Genomic DNA, 17,256 nt, shown 5'->3' on the forward strand with positions numbered 1-17,256 from the left:
TCTCAGGGGAGGCCCTTGGCCATATCAGGAGATACCGGCATCATATTCGTGGAAAGGTTATACATAACCCAAAGCGAGCCGGCGAACATGATGGCAAGGATGAGGGCCGTGAAGCATAGCGCCATGAACATCCAGCCGCCGTGGGCGCGTGTCGTCAGGTGAAGGAAGCAGATCATATGGACCACGATCTGCATGGCGCCGAGGAGCATGATTAGCCCCGTCGCCACGACAGCACTCTCTATGACGGGAATAGCGACAACAAGGAAGGCCGCGCCGGTCAGGGCTACGGACAGTATGAAGCCGACAACATAGCCCTTCGCGGTGGCGCCGCCGGCACGGTTGATCGTCTCGCTCATTGGACCATCCCCGAGAGATAAACGAACGAGAAGACACCAACCCATATCACGTCCAGGAAATGCCAGAACATGCCGAGGCACTGCAGCCGCCGTTTGTTGGCTGAGATCAGCCCATGCCGCGCGACCTGCGCCAGGAGCGTGACGAGCCACAACAGACCCACAAGAACGTGGAGGCCATGGGTTCCCACCAGCACAAAAAACGATGACAGGAAGGCGCTCCGCTCCGGGCCAGCACCGGCCGCGATCAGGCCTGCGAACTCACTCACTTCGAGAGTGAGAAACGCGAGCCCGAGGATGCCCGCGGCAACAAGCCAGATTACCGCGCGGCCAGCCTGATCCGCCTCCACCCTCAGCATCCCCATGCCGTAGGCGAGCGACGACAGCAACAGGATCGCTGTATTGGCGGCCAGCAAGCGAAGGTCGAAGATGTGGGTTGGCTCCGGACCGCCCGCGAAGCTCCGGCCGAGAACGGCGTAGACTGCGAACAGGACGGCGAAGATGAGGCAGTCGCTCATCAGGTAAAACCAGAAGCCGATGAAAGTGCCTTCGTCGCCTTCCCTCCGAGAGCTGTCGACGTCGCTGCCGTGAGCTAAGGAGGTCCCCTTGTAATCCGTCTCGGTCATACCGACGCTCCCGTCTCGAGCCGCCCGTTAGCGTCGGACTCGATCCTGCGGACGGTTTCCACGGGGATATGGAACGCTCTTTGATAGTCGAAGGTGTGGGCGATAACGACGACAACGGCCACGACCGCCGAGAGCGCGCAGAGCCACCAGACATACCAGATAGCACAGAACGCGATCACGACGCCGAGAGCGCCAAGGAAAACGCCTGTGCCGGTGTTCCTGGGCATATGGATGGATTCAAGCGTGCCCACCGGACGGCGACGCCCGTCGCGCTTTATCGACCACCATTCGTCGACACCACGAACCATGGGCAGGACCGCGAAGTTGTACGCGGGAGGGGGCGACGTCGTTGACCATTCCAGCGTCCTGCCATCCCACGGATCGCCCGTGACGTCCGCCAGCGTTTGTCGTTTCCGGAAACCGGCAACGAATTGCATGAAATAGCAGGCGATGCCGATTGCGATCAGGCAAACACCAAAGGCAGCCACGACGAAGTAGATCTGGAGCGCCGGGTCCTCGAACCGATTCATCCGGCGCGTGACGCCCATGAGGCCCAGCACGTAAAGCGGCATGAAAGCAAAATAGAAGCCCGTCAGCCAGAACCAGAAGGAAAGCTTCCCCCAGAACGGATCCAAGCGAAATCCGAACGCCTTGGGGAACCAGTAAACCAAACCCGCCAGCAGCCCAAATACGACACCACCGATGATCGTGTTGTGAAAGTGTGCGACTAGGAACAGGCTGTTGTGAAGCGAGAAGTCCACGGGCGGAATCGCAAGCAAAACCCCGGTCATTCCGCCGATGACGAACGTGACCATGAAGCCGACAGCCCACAACATCGGGACTTCGAGCCGGATTTGGCCGCGATACATGGTGAAGAGCCAATTGAACATCTTTGCACCGGTCGGGATCGAAATGATCATCGTCGTAATGCCGAAGAAGGCATTGACGCTCGCTCCCGAGCCCATGGTGAAGAAGTGATGCAACCAGACCAGATAGGCGAGCACTGTGATGGTCAGTGTGGCCAGCACCATCGACCGGTAACCGAACAGGCGCCTTCCCGAGAAGGTGGCGACGATTTCGGAGAAAATCCCGAATGCCGGCAGAACGAGGATGTAGACTTCCGGATGACCCCAGATCCAGATCAGGTTGACGTACATCATGGCGTTGCCGCCGAGGTCGTTCGTGAAGAAATGCGTGCCGAGATACCGGTCGAACATCAGCAATGCGAGGGTCGCCGTCAGAACCGGGAATGCGGCGACAATGAGGATATTCGAGCAGAAGGCCGTCCATACGAAGATCGGCATGCGCATCATCGTCATGCCCGGCGCCCGCATCTTGATAATCGTCACAAGCAGGTTGATCCCCGAGAGCAACGTTCCGATTCCGGCCACCTGCAGGCTCCAGGTGTAGTAGTCCACCCCGACGCCGGGCGAATACGCGCTTCCGGATAGCGGCGGATAGGCGAGCCAGCCCGTGCGTGCAAAGTCGCCGACAAACAGCGACATCATCACAAGGACCGCGCCCGCCGTGGTCATCCAGAAACTGAGATTGTTCAGAAACGGAAAGGCGACGTCGCGGGCGCCGATCTGCAATGGGACGACATAGTTCATCACGCCGGTGATGAATGGCATGGCCATGAAGAAGATCATGATCACGCCATGCGCGGTAAAGACCTGATCGTAGTGATGCGGCGGGAGATAGCCGCCAGAGCCGGCAAAGGCGATGGCCTGTTGGGCTCGCATCATGATCGCGTCGGAGAACCCTCGCAGCAGCATGACCAGCGCAAGAATGACGTACATGATGCCGACACGCTTATGATCAACGCTTGTGAGCCACTCGCGCCAAAGAACACCCCACAGCCCGTATCGGGTGATCGCAGCGAGGATGATAACGCCGATGGTTACTACGCCTACGAAGGTTCCGATCAGAATCGGCTCGTGGAGCGGCAACGCGTCCCATGATAGACGTCCGAGGACTAGACTTCTGTGCTCAAGCTCCGTTTCCATCAGGTGGCCTTTGGTTCATTTAGAGGCGCGACGCCGCGTGTAGTCGATCCAACCATTTCCCCGACGTGCCTTTCGCGCTCACCCCGGTTGCTCATCACAAACCCGTATTCAGCCGGATACGGTCGACGTCATTCATTGCGTCGCGCTCGGGCGACGCTCGACAAATTGGGGCATTCCCTATTTCTGCGGCGATCGCCGCGGCACTTTGGCTGCGCCGGCGATCTGCATCCGAGCGCGCGATCGTTGCGGGCACGACGTCAGCGTGTCCCGCACGAGCGTGATGCATTGTTCGAACCGAACATGCGCCGGGATCACCAACGCACATGTTCAGTATCGCAGGGTAGAGAGCCTCATCGACCGCGGCGTAGTATCGAACGGGCTCCGCTTCGCTGGGTTTGCTGAGCGCAAGATATCCAGCCGAATCCAGACGTGACGTCCCTGCCTTTACCCTGTCGATCCAGGCCTGGAACTCCGCGCGATCGAGACCGAGCGCTTTGAACCGCATCTTGGAAAAGCCGGCGCCGCTGTAGTTGGCGGAAAAACCCTCGTAGCTCCCAGGCCTATTGAAGACCGCGTTCAGCCTGGTCTCCATCCCCGGCATGGCGTAGATTTGCCCCGCCAATGCTGGGACGAAGAAGGAATTCATGACAGAGGACGCGGTTATCTCGAACCGGATCGGAACGTCGACGGGAGCAGCGACCTCGTTGACCACGGCGATCCCGTGCTCCGGATAGATAAACAGCCATTTCCAATCGAGAGCGATCACCTGTACGACCATCGGCTTGTCGCTTGCAGCCAAATGCCTGCCCGGTCCGATGCGATCGAGCGGACGATAGGGATCTAACCGATGTGTCGAGAACCACGTCGTGATCGCGAGTACGACGATGATGACGAGCGGGCCTGACCAAACCAATGCCGTCAGGCGAGCAGAGTCCTTTGTTTCCGGGTCATAAGGCCCATTGCCTGACGCCCGATATCGCCAGACGAAAATCAGCACAGCCGCGATGAGTGGAACGATGATCACGAGGATGAGCGCCGTTGCAAAAACGAGGAGGTCACGCTGCTGGGTGGCAACATCGCCTGCCGGCCGCAGAACAACGGAATTGCATCCGGCAAGGAAACTCAGGCCCAAAACGGCAACGAGAGTTCTGTTCAACTTGCCCTTTGCCACGAAGCCCGCTCCCCGATCGGCAGCGGGCAGTGAAAAGTCCTGTCCCGCAGCGAAGCATTCTCAGTGATCGCGACTGTGCCTACATCTTGCGATGCGTTGCAGTGAGCGTGAGCGGTCTTACGGTTATTGCGTCTCGCTAACCGTCTCGACGCGCTTTTGGCGACGAGGCATTCGATGCTGCCGTCGCCGACCGGAAAAAGTTTGTTGGCGCGGCTAGCGTCTTGCGTCCAGGCCCGAAGGGCAAAGTCGCGGTCTGAGCGGCTCGCGCGCCGGCTGAACGGGATTGGAGTGTCGCGACGGAGAGCGATTGGGTTGGCCAAACGCACTCAGGGAGCGGCCGCTGCAGTGCGGCGGAACTTGGCCACCGTCTCAGCCGTCACGGCAGATGCGTCATTCGACCAGCTTTTCCTCACGAAAGTAGCGAGGGCCGCGACCTCGTCGTCGCTCAATCGCCATCCGAAGCCGGGCATGGCAAGTCGCTCCGGTCGCGAAATCGTCGATGGCGCCGCGTCCCCGTTCAAAATCACGGACACGAGCCCGCCCGGTTCGATGGATGTCACGAGAGCGTTGCCGTCGAGCCGAGGGAAGACGTTCTTTGCTCCTTTGCCATCCGTAAAATGGCACGCATTGCAGTTGTCCAGATAGAGCCTCGCGCCTAGTTCCAGCTCAGGCGAGGCCTGCTCCAGATCGCGGGTGGTCGATCCGGGAGATGTACCGATGCCGATGCCGGTGGCTACTTGCTCCTGCCGGGCAGCCTTGAGATAGGCGACGATCGCCTCGAGGTCCGCCTTCGGCAGAAATTGCAGGGAGTGCTCTACCGCAACCGCCATCTCTCCCGATACGCCCGCAGTCTCGTTGCGCCCGCTCGCCAACAGTGCGGCGAGCTCGGCGAAGCTCCATTGCTGGGCGGCGCTGTCACGGGCGCGCAGATCAGGCGCGGGCCAGCCGCCAACCGTCGCGCCCGTCAGGAAGTCGGCAGACCGCGCATCATACCCCTTCTCTGCGAAAGTGAGCGCGTTCCGCGGCGTGTGACATGAGCCGCAATGGGCAAGCGCCTCGACCAGATAAGCGCCGCGATCGAGTTGTGGATCGCCCATGTAGGGCGTGAACCCCGCTCTCGGCAGAGATACCCAGTCCCAAAGCCGGATACCCCAGCGCTGATTGAAGGGGAAAGACAGGCTCGTGACGGGTGCAGCTGATTCCACCGCTGCGACCTCGCGCATCATATAGAGATAGAGTGCGCGAACGTCCTCTTCCGTCATCTTGCGGTAGCTCGGATAGGGCATCGCCGGATAGAGATGCACACCATCCTTGCGCACGCCGTCATAGAGAGCTGCGCGAAAGTCGTCGAGGGTGTAATCGCCGATGCCGGTCTTCCTGTCGGGTGTGATATTGCTCGAATAGATCGGCCCGAAGGGAGATTCTATTACCCGCCCGCCCGCAAACGGTCTCCCGCCCGGGGCAGTGTGACAAGCCATGCAATCGGCCGCGACCGCGACCTGTTTTCCGGCGCCGCTTGCCGGCAGGTGATCTGTGGGCAGGTCTGTGAGTGCTCTGGTGCGCTGGATGGGAACATAGATCAGAGCGAGAAGGCCGAGTGTTCCAACCAGGGCAAGCCCGCATGCGATGCGAAGAAGCGTTCTCATTCTCTGCTCCCGATTTCACATCAGCGGACGGGGGTTCTTCAGGTAGTCATCCCGGATTGCGCGGGCTGACCAGTAGGCAAGCGCCCCGACTGTACCCGTCGGGTTGTATTGGAGGTTCTGCGGGAAGGCGCTTGCGCCCATTACGAAGACATTGTGGACGTCCCAACTTTGCAGATAGCGGTTGATCGCGCTCCTCGTCGGATCGACCCCCATGATCGCGCCGCCCGTGTTGTGCGTTGTCTGGTAGGGACGCACATCGTAGTGCGATCCGTCGTCCCTGAAGGACGAGGTCCAACTGGTCGGGTTCAACGACGTCACGAGAGGTTCGATCTTGGAGCGCATAAACTGCGTCATGCGGATATCGTTCGGCTTCCAGTCGAACGTCATCCGCAGTATGGGTTGCCCGTGCTTGTTTCGATACGTCGGATCGAGATCGAGACAACAGTCCCGATAAGCCATGTTCGAGCCGTGCGAACTGACGGTCATCGAGCGGCCGTACCAGTCTTTGACGCCTTCCTTCCAGGCAGCGCCCCACGCAGGAGTGCCTTTCGGCAGGGCCATCGAGCGGATCGGCTGTCCGTTGAACTGGCCGCTGTAGATGTAGCTGCCGCCGATGAACCCCTCCTTTGCGAAATCAATCTGATTGACCGCAAAGTCGTCGATCACCATTGCGCTGGCTCCCGCACCGACGAACGGGTTGAAATGCTTGTCCTTGAAGAAAAGGCTCGTGCCGCCGGACATCTGGTAGGCGTAGTTTCGTCCAACCACGCCCTCGCCGGTCTCAGGAGAGTAGGGTTTGCCGATGCCCGACAGCAGCATCAGATGCACGTTGTGAAACTGATAGGCGGCCAAAATCACCAGATCAGCCGGCTGGAAGACCTCGCCTCCTGTGTCATCGACATAGGTTACGCCTGTCGCTGTCTTGCGATCCGGCGCAAGATCGACCCGCAACACCTCCGAACGCGTGCGGTAACGGAAATTCGTCTTTTGCTTCAGGGCGCCGAGAATGCAAGTTTGCGGAGAAGACTTCGAATAGTTGATGCAGCCGAAGCGCTCGCAGAATCCACAAAAATTGCACGGGCCAAGCTGCATCCCGTATTCATTCGTATAGACGTCGGACAGGTTTGCTGATGGCAACGGGAAGGGGTGATAGCCCATTGCTCTCGCTGCATCGCTGAACATCGTGCCATTGAGCAAGGTCGGCAGTGGCGGCAATGGATAAGGGCGGCTGCGCGGGCCTTCAAAAGGATTGCCACCATCCTGACGCTGACCACCGAGGTTCCCGGCCTGGCCGGAGATGCCGCAGATATATTCGAAGCGGTCGAAGAACGGTTCGAGTTCGTCGTAGGTGACGCCCCAATCCTCGATCGTCATGCCTTCAGGGATGACATCGGAACCGAAATGTTCCACGGCATACGAACGGAGCCGCAGTTCTTCTGGCAACGCTCGCCATGTGTGACCGTTCCAGTGTACGCCCGCGCCACCGACACCGTTCCCCGGCAGGAAGCTACCAAGACATCGGTATGGCAACGCCGTCTCCTGGAGCGAACGGCGGATGGTCATGGTCGAGTCGGCGGGACGTTGCATAAGTCCGAGTCGCACGCCGTATTTCAGCTCGTCGACCATCTTCGGATAGGCGAAATCGGGTACGGTCTCGCGATCCTCACCCCGTTCCAGCGCGAGCACCTCAAGCCCGGCCTGCGCCAATTCCATGCTCAGAATTGCGCCGGTCCAGCCGAGCCCGACGACCACCGCATCAACCTTCTTTTCCTGACGAGCCATGGTCATCCCCTCTCGCCGGAGATGGAAACGGGGCCAAGCGGATAGGCGTCGCCTTTGTCGTGTGCCCATTCGCGGAAAGCGCCGCGCGCGCCAGGGAAGCCGATATGCTTCCAGCCGGCCATCTTGAAGTTCCCGCCGTACATCGGATCGGCGAAGTAGCCTTCCTTTGAATTCTGGAGAAGAAACGCGAAGAAGTCGCGCAATTCTGGTGAAAGCGGAACCTTTCCGCCTTGCAGATTCTGAAGCACATTGTCCTGCGTTGGCGCGTCAAGGGCGGCAAATCGGCTACCCTTTTCAGCCTTGCACCATGCGTCGATCGCAGCGATGGCCTCTCGGTAGATCTGCGCTGGTGTGAGCGGGGACTGAAATCCGAGGAAGGGGTCTGCGCCGGGGTCGTGCGGGCCTTCCATGAACCAGTCCGCGCCAGTTCCGAACTCCGCTGTCATCTGCTTGTCGATGAAGATCGGAACATGCGCTTCGATTGCGCCCGGACCGTCGCCGTCTGATGGAATCAGCCGTGCGCAGGCGGCACGGACAAACGCCCATTCATCCGCGGTGAAGTACGCCGGCTCGTAAGCATCGAACATAACCTGCGGCGTCGCCGCCCGCGCCGAGCCAAGGGGCGTCAGCATTGTGCCGGCGGCCACAGCGGCCTTCAGCACCAAACGGCGGCTGGGATGGGCAGCGGGAGGCACCAGCTCCCTCCATGTCGTCGGCGCTTCGCCGGAGGTTGGAGGGCTCGTAGGTTTCTCCGCGTCGTCTTTCATCCCGTTGCCCTCTGCCTATTGACTGAGACCGCCGCGCGCGAGGCTGAAACGACGGTCCACCGCAATTCGGTTGCTGCCCCCATTCACGGGTTTTTGGCGTCTGCTATCCGCGCGCTAACGTTACTAGGGCTTTCTGCCGGCTGTGCAGTAAGCGCAGGTGCCGCTTGCGTTAGCCGAACCACACACGGCGAACGCGATTCTTTGGCGGCACATTTTTTCGCTTGATCGCTTGCGCAGCGCTTCTGTTCGAGCCGCTGTGTCAGCGAACGCGTGCGAGAAAAGCCCAATCAGCACTCGACCGAGCTGCCAAAGGCGCATCTGTTCCAGAGAGGCAACACCTATTCAGGTTGCCGCTCAATGGCTCGGAGCCATTCGACAAAGCGATCCGGCCACTCGTCACACGGGAGGCCCTGGCGTTTCATCCCGAAGCCGTGTCCTCCCTGAGAGTAGGAGTGCAGACTTACATCGCCACCGGCCTCGTTCCATGCCTCGACAATCCCGAAGCCTTGCCGACCAAACAATGGATCATCGCAGCACGCCGCAATGAATAGCGGCGGAGGACCGGGCATGACCGGGATGACGTCTAGGCTTGGATATAGCGCACCGACGAAATCGGGACGGCTAGATTCGTCCGATGCGCCATGGCTGATACCAAGAATGCCCCCGGCCGAAAAGCCGATGATGCCGACTTTTGCCCGCTTCTGCTCAGTCCCGACGACCTGATCTCGAACCGCGGCGACCGCCGCGACGGAATCGGCCAGCGCCTCCGGCGGAGCAGACACCAAACCATAGTCAACCGTCCCGGCGTCGATCTGCTCCTCGAGCGATGACAGCGAGCGATAGAAAGCCTTGGTGCTTCGCGGCGTCTGGATCAGGCGATAGATCAGAACGAATGCCGCGATCCCCTGCTTCGCCAGCCACTTTCCGACAGCTAGGCCCTCGTTGTCGACAGAAAGCGCACGGAATGCGCCGCCAGGCGCGACTATTACAGCCATCGAGGGATCGTCGCCGGTTTCCGGCATGATGGGTATGAGCGCCGGCTCAACCACATTGCGAATCCATCGATCTCCATCCCGAACCTCCCAGATCGGCTTGCGCTGCAATCGAGAGGGATAAAGAGGGATGGCGCCGAGATCGATCGGCGCGTCGCAAGGCTCAAGTCCACCGAAGAGAGAGAGGATCGTGTCGCTCATCAGGGAGGTCCATGCTGGTCAAACCTGGATAACTGCGCCGCCGCGCCCCCGTACGGACATTGTCGTTGGGCGGATAACCCAAAAATGGGAAGAGCGGCCTCAGCTCAGAATATGGTATAAGGAGCTGGAACGCGACGTAAGGCTACGTGAGGACGAGTAAGCGGCCATCGAGCTCACGGTAAGGGGACCGTCGTTACTCGCTTAGCAGGCGGTTCGTGGCGTATCATCAGCGCAAGCTATGTGATAGGAGCCGCGAACACTTGCTCGGAGTACCGACCCCAGAGGCAATCAAGCTCCAGCTTTCCCGGCTGGAGAAGAGCGCGGAGTTTGCCGGATCTAACAGGCTCTTCGCATTTCTCCAGTTTGTTGTCGAAGAAACCATGGCGGACGGAGGTATCGGCCTCAAGGAGGTCGTTATCGGCAACGCCATTTACGGGCGCAATCCTCCCTACGACTCTCGGATTGACTCAACCGTGCGCGTCGAAGCACGCCGCCTTCGTCGAAAGCTTGTTGAATTCTATCGGGGCACGGGAATCGATGATCCTGTCATCATCACTTTGCCGACCGGCGGGTATGTCCCGAGCTTCTCTCTTCGTGCGGTCGGGTCGCGGGCCGTGCCGGATTCGATTGAAGGCAACAGGATCTTCAGAGCCGGAAGAGGGGCGACGTTGGCGATTATGCCGTTCCGTGCCATCCCTCGCCGGCCAGATCTCGACACGTTCGCCGACGGCCTGGCGGACGAGCTCATTTTCACCATGGGCCAAGCCGAAGGGCTCTGGGTGGCTTCGCGCGCGGCCGCCGGCCACGACGACAATCGCTCTGCCGCGGACCTAGCAAAGGCGCTAGGCGTAAACGCGGTAGTGCTTGGCAGCGTACGTGAAGTCGACGGCGCGATGCGGGTGACGGTCGAGGTCTCGGACTCGGACGGATTCGTCCTGTGGTCAGATCGTTTCGAAAGCCCGAACTCGGGACCTCTCGGGGATTTCCAAGACAAAGTCGCTCGGACCTTGCTCAGCCGCGCAAGGCTGGACAGCTCGCGCATGCGAGACCTTTCCATTGAGCCCAGCCCGCAAGCCATGCGCGCCAACGCGAAAGTTTACCGCGCCAGGCTGCTCCTTGATGGCCAGACGCCGGAGTCCATTGCCGAAGCACAGCGCCTATTCAGGCAGGTCGCGGAATCGGCCCCCGACTATGCTCGCGGGTTTTCGGGATTAGCCGATTGCGCTTGCGACCTGTTTCGGCTCGGTGTCGTGGATCGCGAGGAGGCGATAAAGGAAATACGATACTCCGTTGACCGGGCGCTTGCCATCGACGGGCGCTCGATTGAGGCCAATGCCGCGCTGGCGACGCTCTATGCATGGCTCGAACGGGATCCACCAAAAGCGGAGGCAGCCTTCGAGCATGTGCGCTCACTCGGAGTCAGCGCGAGAGCAAATCGGGTCTTCGGAGTATTCCTCACGATTTTTGGACTTCACGAGAAGGCCGACCTCCTGTTCCGTGAAGCCCGCGAGATCGAGCCGTTTTCAACGCAGCAAGACATTGCCGAGACCATCAGTCACTACCAGGCGCGTCGCTACATCAACCTCACCGGCCAGAGGGGTTCTATTTCGTCCCACAGCCGTTCTGGCGAAGTCTTGTTCTTCAAAGCTCTGGCGCACGTATTCGAGGGAAGCGTCGAAGGCGCCCGCTCATGCGCCGCGCTTATCGGGCGGCGATGCGACACGACGCCGGATTACGTTTTCGCCGTCGCTGAGATCGAGGCGTGGCTTGGCGAGCGCGGTCGTGCTGACTCTATCGCCTCCCACGTTTTTGAGCGCTCGACGTGCTTTGCGCGGGCCTCGCTTTCTGCCGCCCTTTCTGACGAGACGGCGACACTGGACTGGCTGGAGAAGGCTCTGGATCGTGGGGAACTATCGACAGCGTGGATGCGCTCGGATCCTCGTTTCGACAGATTTCGTCCGTCTGAAAAATTTCAGGTGCTCTTGAAAAGATTGAGCCCGCTTAACGCGGGCTCCTGATGCAAAAAGGGGCTTTTCGTCCCGCCCCAGGTCATCACCTCAGTAGATTGACGTTCGCCAGATCGATCACCTCGCCGGTCCGCCCACCGAGTACCGCCTTGAGCAGGAAAACACCGAAGTCATGGGCTTGGCCCCAGGAGGCCTTCGGCGGCATCACAAGCTCTTGACGTGCACTGACGACATCAACAAGGGCAGGTCCGTTATGTGCGAAGGCTTCTGAGAGGGCTCCGCGCAAATCCTGCGGCTTCTCCACGCGGAATCCACGGATGCCCATGGCCTCCGACATGGCGGCGAAGTTGGGGTTCTTGAGATCGCAGCCGGTATCGAGAAAACCGGATGCCTTCATTTCCATCTCGACGAAGCCCAACGTCCCGTTGTTGAGAACGATCACCTTCACAGGCAGCCCGACCTGGCTGAGCGTGATGAAATCGCCCATCATCATCGTGAAGCCACCATCTCCGCACAGGGAGACCACCTGCCGTTCCGGAAATGCGGCCTGGGCACCGATCGCCTGCGGCAACGCGTTCGCCATCGAACCGTGATTGAACGATCCGAGCAAGCGCCGCTTTCCGTTGAGCGCAAGATAGCGCGCGGCCCAGACAGTCGGCGTGCCGACGTCGCATGTGAAAATCGCGTCTTCCGCGGCGAGCTCGCTAACCAGTCGGTTGAGGTATTGCGGGTGGACGATCTTGCTGGTCTCGTCGCTTTCGGCGAGTTCGTCGAGTTTGCGGCGCGACGTTTGATAGTGCGCGATTGCCCGGTTCAGGTGTGACGCGTCCGACTTTGTGTCGATCGACGGCAGCGCTGCCCGTAACGTCTCGCGAATGTCCGCCAGGATACCGAGGTCCAACGGATGACGGTTCCCCAGCGCTTCCGGGCTGATGTCGATTTGCACGACCTTGGCATTGTCGGGATAGAACTGGCGATAGGGGAAGCTGGTGCCGAGCATGACCAGTGTGTCGCACGCCTTCATTGCTGCATATCCGGACGCAAACCCTATGAAGCCGGTCATGCCGACATCAAACGGATTGTCGTATTCGATCCATTCCTTGCCGCGCAGGGCATGGACGATCGGCGCTTTCAGTTTCTCAGCCAGCGCCAGCACCTCCTCGCGGGCGCCCGCGCAGCCGGCACCGCAGAGAAGCGTAACGTCACCCGCGGCATTCAGGATGTTCGCCAGATCCTCAACATCCTCGGCGCTTGGGCGGATAACGGGCGAACGCGGCGCGATCCAATTGGGAACGGGCACCGCCAAGGGCTTCAGCGCCACGTCACCGGGAATGACGACCACGGCAACTCCCTTGCGGGCAATCGCAACCCGCATGGCCCGCTCGAGGACCTGCGGCAGCTGCTCCGGATGTGAGACCAGCTCTGCGTAGTGGCTGCATTCCTTGAAAAGAATCTCGGGATGGGTGGCCTGGAAATAGTCAATGCCGAGTTCGGTGCTTGGGATATGGGCGGCAATGGCGAGAACCGGAACACCGCTACGGTGGCAATCGAACAGACCGTTGATGAGGTGGAGGTTTCCCGGACCGCAACTGCCGACGCAAACCGCGAGGTTGCCGGTGATCTGCGCCTCGGCTCCCGCCGCGAAGGCGCCGGCCTCCTCATGACGAACGTGGATCCACTCAATCTTGCCACGCTTTCGCAGCGCATCGGTCAGACCGTTCAGCGAATCGCCGACGACGCCGTAAACGCGTTCGACCCCTGCCTTTTCGAGGCTCAGGGCCATGAAGTAGGCTGCCGTTTCTGCCATGACAATCTCCAACGTTTGAAATGCTAGATGGCGTCATCGCGTGGGTGCTTGACGCTGGCCGGTTTCGCGCAGGAGAACTGCCAGGAGCAGCGCCGCCACGACTGTTGCCAGCCAGAACAGACCGGCATGCTGAAAGTGGCCGAGTGGATCATCGGTGCTGGCGAGCGTGCGTCCATAGCGGGCGGCGAAGACCGGTCCGATGAGCGAGGTCACCCCGAAGTTGATGAAGTTGATCGCACCTGTCGCGCTGCCTTTCACCTCATCGGGGTTTACCTCCTTGATCATTGTGTAGGGTATCATCGCTGATCCGGAAGCGACGCCCAGGAGGAAGAGGATCGGCGGGGACGGGAATAGATCAGGCGTAAAGGTCAACTGACCAATTCCGATCAGCAGGACCACTGCCCCTCCGATAACCACCGGCTTGCGCCGGCCCAGTCGATCAGCAAGCCAGCCAGTAAGTGGGCATCCGACTGCCCATCCGAGTGGTACGAGGGAGGCGGCCAGAACGGCGCTTTGATAGGGGAAGCCGCGATCTGTCTGGAAGAATGCCACACCCCACGTCATCATCCCGATCGTCGTCGGAGCAAACATCAGCCCGGCGACAATGCCACACAGATACGATTGTGGATTGCTGAGCACCGTTCGATACGGTGCGAAGAGGTGAAGCCATCCTCCAGAAGCTGGCTCCGTCCTGGAAACGGAAGGCGTCATCCAGAACAGACCTATCGCTATCGCCATCCCGGCCAGGCCGAGCAGAACCCAGAAGACTTGCCAATTCAGCCCGCCATGAATGAGCGGACCGACCAGGAACTGGCCGGCCGAGCCACCCAGCATGCCCATGGACTGCGTAACCCCAACAGCGGTGGCGAGAACCCCCGGCACGAAACCTCTCGCAGCGAGATAAACGGCGCCGGTGAACGCGAAGGCAGAGCCGGCGCCTTGAAGCATGCGTGCCAGATAGGCAAGCGACGGTCCGCCGGCGACGAAAAGGACGCAACCGAGACCAAAGAGGCCAGCCCCGACCGGGATGACCGACTTCGCTCCGACACGATCAAGAGCGACGCCAGCGATTAGGCTTACGATCGCATAAGTATAGTAGTAACTTCCGACAATCGCGCTAACGCCAGCAGCGGAGAGGCCGAACGCTCGCTCCATGTCTTCCAGCATCACGCCCGGTGCAGAGCGGGTCGCGTACTGAATGACATAGAAGATCAGTGCCAATCCCCATGCAACGATAAATGCGTGGCGATCCGATTGGCTTCGATCTACCTGGGACGATGTAGATGTCATGAGGAATCCCATCTGGCCGCGATTTCTGCACGCTACGATCGGTATCGAACCAAGTGCAGTGAGCGCGAGATTGTCTTGCGTTAGTCGGCGCGCGGCCTCAGCGAGTGGCTAGGCAACCCTCTCGGCGCGGACGCCACGTACGGCGAAGAAGCCGAGCAGGACGATTCCAGCCAGCGATACGAGCTGCACGACCAGGAACGGCCACTCGGTGCCCGTCGGTGCAAGAGCCTGCAATATTGCAATTTTCTGAAACGCTTGGACGATCAGGACGACCACGTTCAAATAGAGGGCTACCGTCGCGGCGAGAACGTAGATGGTGCTGCTTCGACGTTGCGTTTTGGACGATACCGTTAGCGCGGCGACCAGCAGGAGAAAGAGAGAGACCAGGCCGAAGACGAACGCAGGCGTGACGCCTGCGAAGGGAAAGAGAAATCCAGTGAGGCTGGTCAATGCGGTGGTGACGAGAAAGACGAATTGCCACCTTTGGGACCAATGGCGCGCCGCCAAGCCTGCTATGGCGACCAGCCCCGAAACAATCCCGATCAGGCTTATCCCGACATGAATTGCCAGAATCACTTCAATTGGCAGTCCGAGACTCATGACGGGTTCCTTTCGGAGCTTGATTCTTCACAGTGTCTCCGTGCGCCCAGTCCGCCCCGGTCATCCGCGAAACGGCTTTGGGCAGGAACGCCCCAGCCACGGCGATGTGTTTGCGTGAAATCAGCTAAGCCTAGAATCGACAGCGCACTATTTGCAGTGAGCGGGGGTTTGCCGGCGTTAGCGACATGCGTCGGCAGCACGAGCGCCAGTGCACGTCGTGAGCGTGCCGAAACCGGCACAAATCATCACTACGGTCCGTCATCTCAACCCGGCACCTAACTATCACAGCTTACCGTGAGCTAGTTTCGCGCCACTGCCGTTTTCCACGATCGTCCAGCACATTGCCACTACCGGGGTCAAGTCAGGCGCCGGAGAAGGGCGGTGTCAGTTTGGTTCTTATGGGCATGGTGAGCTCTGCGCTCGCCCTCCTTCTCACGGTCGTTGTTAGTGGCGCGGTCGCGAGGGCGTTGCCTCTCTCAATTCCCTTGCCGCTTGTCCAGATCGGGCTCGGCGTCGTCCTTACACTCTCCGTCGACCTCGCGTTCGACCTCAATCCAGACGTCTTCTTCCTCCTATTCTTGCCGCCATTGTTGTTTCTCGATGGTTGGCGCATTCCCAAGCAGGCTCTGCTGCAGGAGAAACGAGCAGTCCTGGAGCTTGCACTAGGCCTCGTACTGCTCACGGTGCTTGGTCTCGGCCTGTTCATTCATTGGATGATCCCAGCGATGCCGCTGGCAGTCGCCTTTGCGCTGGCGGCGGTGCTGTCGCCAACTGACCCGGTTGCGGTTTCCGCGATAGGTGCTCGCATACCGATCCCGAGCCGTCTTATGCACATTCTGGAGGGAGAGTCGCTCCTCAACGATGCCGCGGGCCTGGTCTGCATGCGGTTCGCGGTCGCCGCTGTGTTGAGCGGCGCATTTTCTCCGCTGGACGCTGTTGCAACTTTCCTGTGGCTGGCGGGCGGAGGGCTTGCCAGCGGCGTCGCCGTGGTCTGGACGGCAACGATTGCGAAAAACTGGGTTGCCCGGCGCGTCGGTGAGGAGCCGGGCTCCCAGATCGTGATCAGCCTCATCCTTCCTTTCGCGGCCTACATCCTCGCCGAGCATCTAGGCTGTTCCGGGATTCTCGCTGCTGTTAGCGCAGGACTGACGATGAGCTATTTGGAGCAATCGGGGCAGGCGACCGCCAGTACGCGCATTCGCCGTACCGCCGTTTGGGATGCTCTCCAGTTCACTGTGAACGGGATCATCTTTGTGCTGCTCGGCGCCCAATTGCCGACGATCGTAGCGCCAGCCACCTGGTCGTCCGGGACCGATGGGGTGGGCTTACCGCTTCTGTTCGCCTACGTCGTGGCGATCTGCCTGACTTTGGCATTCTTGCGCTATCTCTGGGTGTGGTTGTCGCTGAGCTTTACGATGTTGCGCTCCCGGCGCAGCACGCACGACGCTTCCCGGCCAGGGTGGCGCCTGACTGCGGTCGCATCGCTTGCAGGCGTGCGTGGCGCGGTCACCCTGGCTGGCGTACTGACGCTGCCTTTGTCGCTGAACGACGGTACACCCTTCCCGATGCGGGATCTCGCCTGTAGCCTCGCGGCGGGGACGATAGTGATATCGCTGATCTCGTCGAGCTTGGGTTTGCCGCTTCTGCTGCGCGGGATGAAGATGCCCGAGAGTCCGCTCGTGGATGAGCGAGAAAATCGTGCCCGCACCCTCGCGGCGGAGGCAGCAATCGAGGCGATCGGTCGCGCCCGTGATCTGCCGTTTGCCGACGAGACAGAGCCCGAGGTCCTCGCTGACGCTCAGGCCGAGATCGTGACGCTCTATCGATCCCGCATCGAGGGATGGTCCAGGATCGATGATGACGCGCAGCGCGTCCGACGGATGGATCATCTCGATCGTGAACTGCGGCTGCTGGCGCTACGAGCCGAGCGGGACACGATGTTTCGCCTGGCACGAACGGGCCAGCTTCCGGACGATTTAGCGAGAAGGCTCGTCGGAGAACTCGACTTGCTGGAGGCACGCCACATGCCGAAATAAGTCTTTCTCTCC

The 17,256-nt window shown here is 60.4% G+C and carries 13 protein-coding genes; 2 read left to right on the forward strand and 11 right to left on the reverse strand.

The features are described 5' to 3' along the window. Nucleotides 1-2: 2 nt before the first annotated feature. From cyoD to AGR1_RS00350, 8 genes are all read right to left on the reverse strand, one after another. Nucleotides 3-356, reverse strand: coding sequence for a cytochrome o ubiquinol oxidase subunit IV (gene cyoD / locus AGR1_RS00315; RefSeq protein WP_187772003.1), 354 nt, complete (start codon nucleotides 354-356; stop codon nucleotides 3-5). Then, nucleotides 353-979 (reverse strand): cytochrome o ubiquinol oxidase subunit III, encoded by a 627-nt coding sequence (gene cyoC, locus AGR1_RS00320; RefSeq protein ID WP_149145856.1) that lies wholly within the window; start codon nucleotides 977-979, stop codon nucleotides 353-355. Before cyoC ends, cyoD begins: the two co-directional genes overlap by 4 nt. Next, nucleotides 976-2,985 (reverse strand): cytochrome o ubiquinol oxidase subunit I, encoded by a 2,010-nt coding sequence (gene cyoB / locus AGR1_RS00325; RefSeq protein WP_149145857.1) that lies wholly within the window; start codon nucleotides 2,983-2,985, stop codon nucleotides 976-978. The genes cyoC and cyoB overlap by 4 nt, the downstream gene beginning before the upstream one ends. Before the next feature lie 94 nt (nucleotides 2,986-3,079). Next, nucleotides 3,080-4,156 (reverse strand): ubiquinol oxidase subunit II, encoded by a 1,077-nt coding sequence (gene cyoA / locus AGR1_RS00330; RefSeq protein WP_149145858.1) that lies wholly within the window; start codon nucleotides 4,154-4,156, stop codon nucleotides 3,080-3,082. Nucleotides 4,157-4,482: 326 nt separating this feature from the next. After that, nucleotides 4,483-5,802, reverse strand: a complete 1,320-nt coding sequence (locus AGR1_RS00335) for a cytochrome c (RefSeq protein WP_149145859.1) — start codon at nucleotides 5,800-5,802, stop codon at nucleotides 4,483-4,485. A 15-nt stretch (nucleotides 5,803-5,817) separates the two neighbouring features. Then, nucleotides 5,818-7,584, reverse strand: a complete 1,767-nt coding sequence (locus AGR1_RS00340) for a GMC family oxidoreductase (protein ID WP_149145860.1) — start codon at nucleotides 7,582-7,584, stop codon at nucleotides 5,818-5,820. Nucleotides 7,585-7,586: 2 nt separating this feature from the next. After that, nucleotides 7,587-8,246 carry a gluconate 2-dehydrogenase subunit 3 family protein gene (locus AGR1_RS00345; RefSeq protein ID WP_246669646.1) on the reverse strand — a complete coding sequence of 220 codons (660 nt, stop codon included), beginning with the start codon at nucleotides 8,244-8,246 and terminating at the stop codon, nucleotides 7,587-7,589. Nucleotides 8,247-8,689: 443 nt separating this feature from the next. Continuing rightward, a complete protein-coding gene (locus tag AGR1_RS00350; RefSeq protein WP_149145862.1) occupies nucleotides 8,690-9,544 on the reverse strand; it encodes a dienelactone hydrolase family protein in 855 nt (284 codons plus the stop codon). Nucleotides 9,545-9,759: 215 nt separating this feature from the next. On the opposite strand from AGR1_RS00350, the gene AGR1_RS00355 reads away from it, so the two are divergent. Next, nucleotides 9,760-11,562, forward strand: a complete 1,803-nt coding sequence (locus tag AGR1_RS00355; protein ID WP_149145863.1) for a hypothetical protein — start codon at nucleotides 9,760-9,762, stop codon at nucleotides 11,560-11,562. Between the two features lie 34 nt (nucleotides 11,563-11,596). Here the strand turns inward: AGR1_RS00355 and poxB are convergent, their stop codons facing one another. The 3 genes from poxB to AGR1_RS00370 all read right to left on the reverse strand — a co-directional run bounded on the left by poxB (nucleotide 11,597) and on the right by AGR1_RS00370 (nucleotide 15,208). Next, nucleotides 11,597-13,318: a ubiquinone-dependent pyruvate dehydrogenase gene (gene poxB / locus AGR1_RS00360; RefSeq protein ID WP_149145864.1), complete on the reverse strand. Its 1,722-nt coding sequence runs from the start codon at nucleotides 13,316-13,318 to the stop codon at nucleotides 11,597-11,599. A gap of 33 nt (nucleotides 13,319-13,351) precedes the next feature. Then, complete coding sequence (locus AGR1_RS00365) at nucleotides 13,352-14,608, reverse strand: MFS transporter (RefSeq protein WP_149145865.1); 1,257 nt, start codon at nucleotides 14,606-14,608, stop codon at nucleotides 13,352-13,354. Nucleotides 14,609-14,716: 108 nt separating this feature from the next. Then, on the reverse strand, nucleotides 14,717-15,208 hold the full coding sequence (locus AGR1_RS00370) for a hypothetical protein (protein ID WP_149145866.1): 492 nt from the start codon (nucleotides 15,206-15,208) through the stop codon (nucleotides 14,717-14,719). A 398-nt stretch (nucleotides 15,209-15,606) separates the two neighbouring features. Here AGR1_RS00370 and AGR1_RS00375 point away from each other — a divergent pair, with 398 nt between their 5' ends. Continuing rightward, the gene (locus AGR1_RS00375; protein ID WP_149147242.1) at nucleotides 15,607-17,244 is read left to right on the forward strand and encodes a Na+/H+ antiporter; all 1,638 of its coding nucleotides are present in this window, start codon (nucleotides 15,607-15,609) and stop codon (nucleotides 17,242-17,244) included. Nucleotides 17,245-17,256: the final 12 nt, after the last annotated feature.

It is taken from the genome of Agrobacterium sp. B1(2019) (assembly GCF_008274755.1).
Taxonomy (GTDB): Bacteria; Pseudomonadota; Alphaproteobacteria; order Rhizobiales; family Rhizobiaceae; genus Agrobacterium; species Agrobacterium salinitolerans.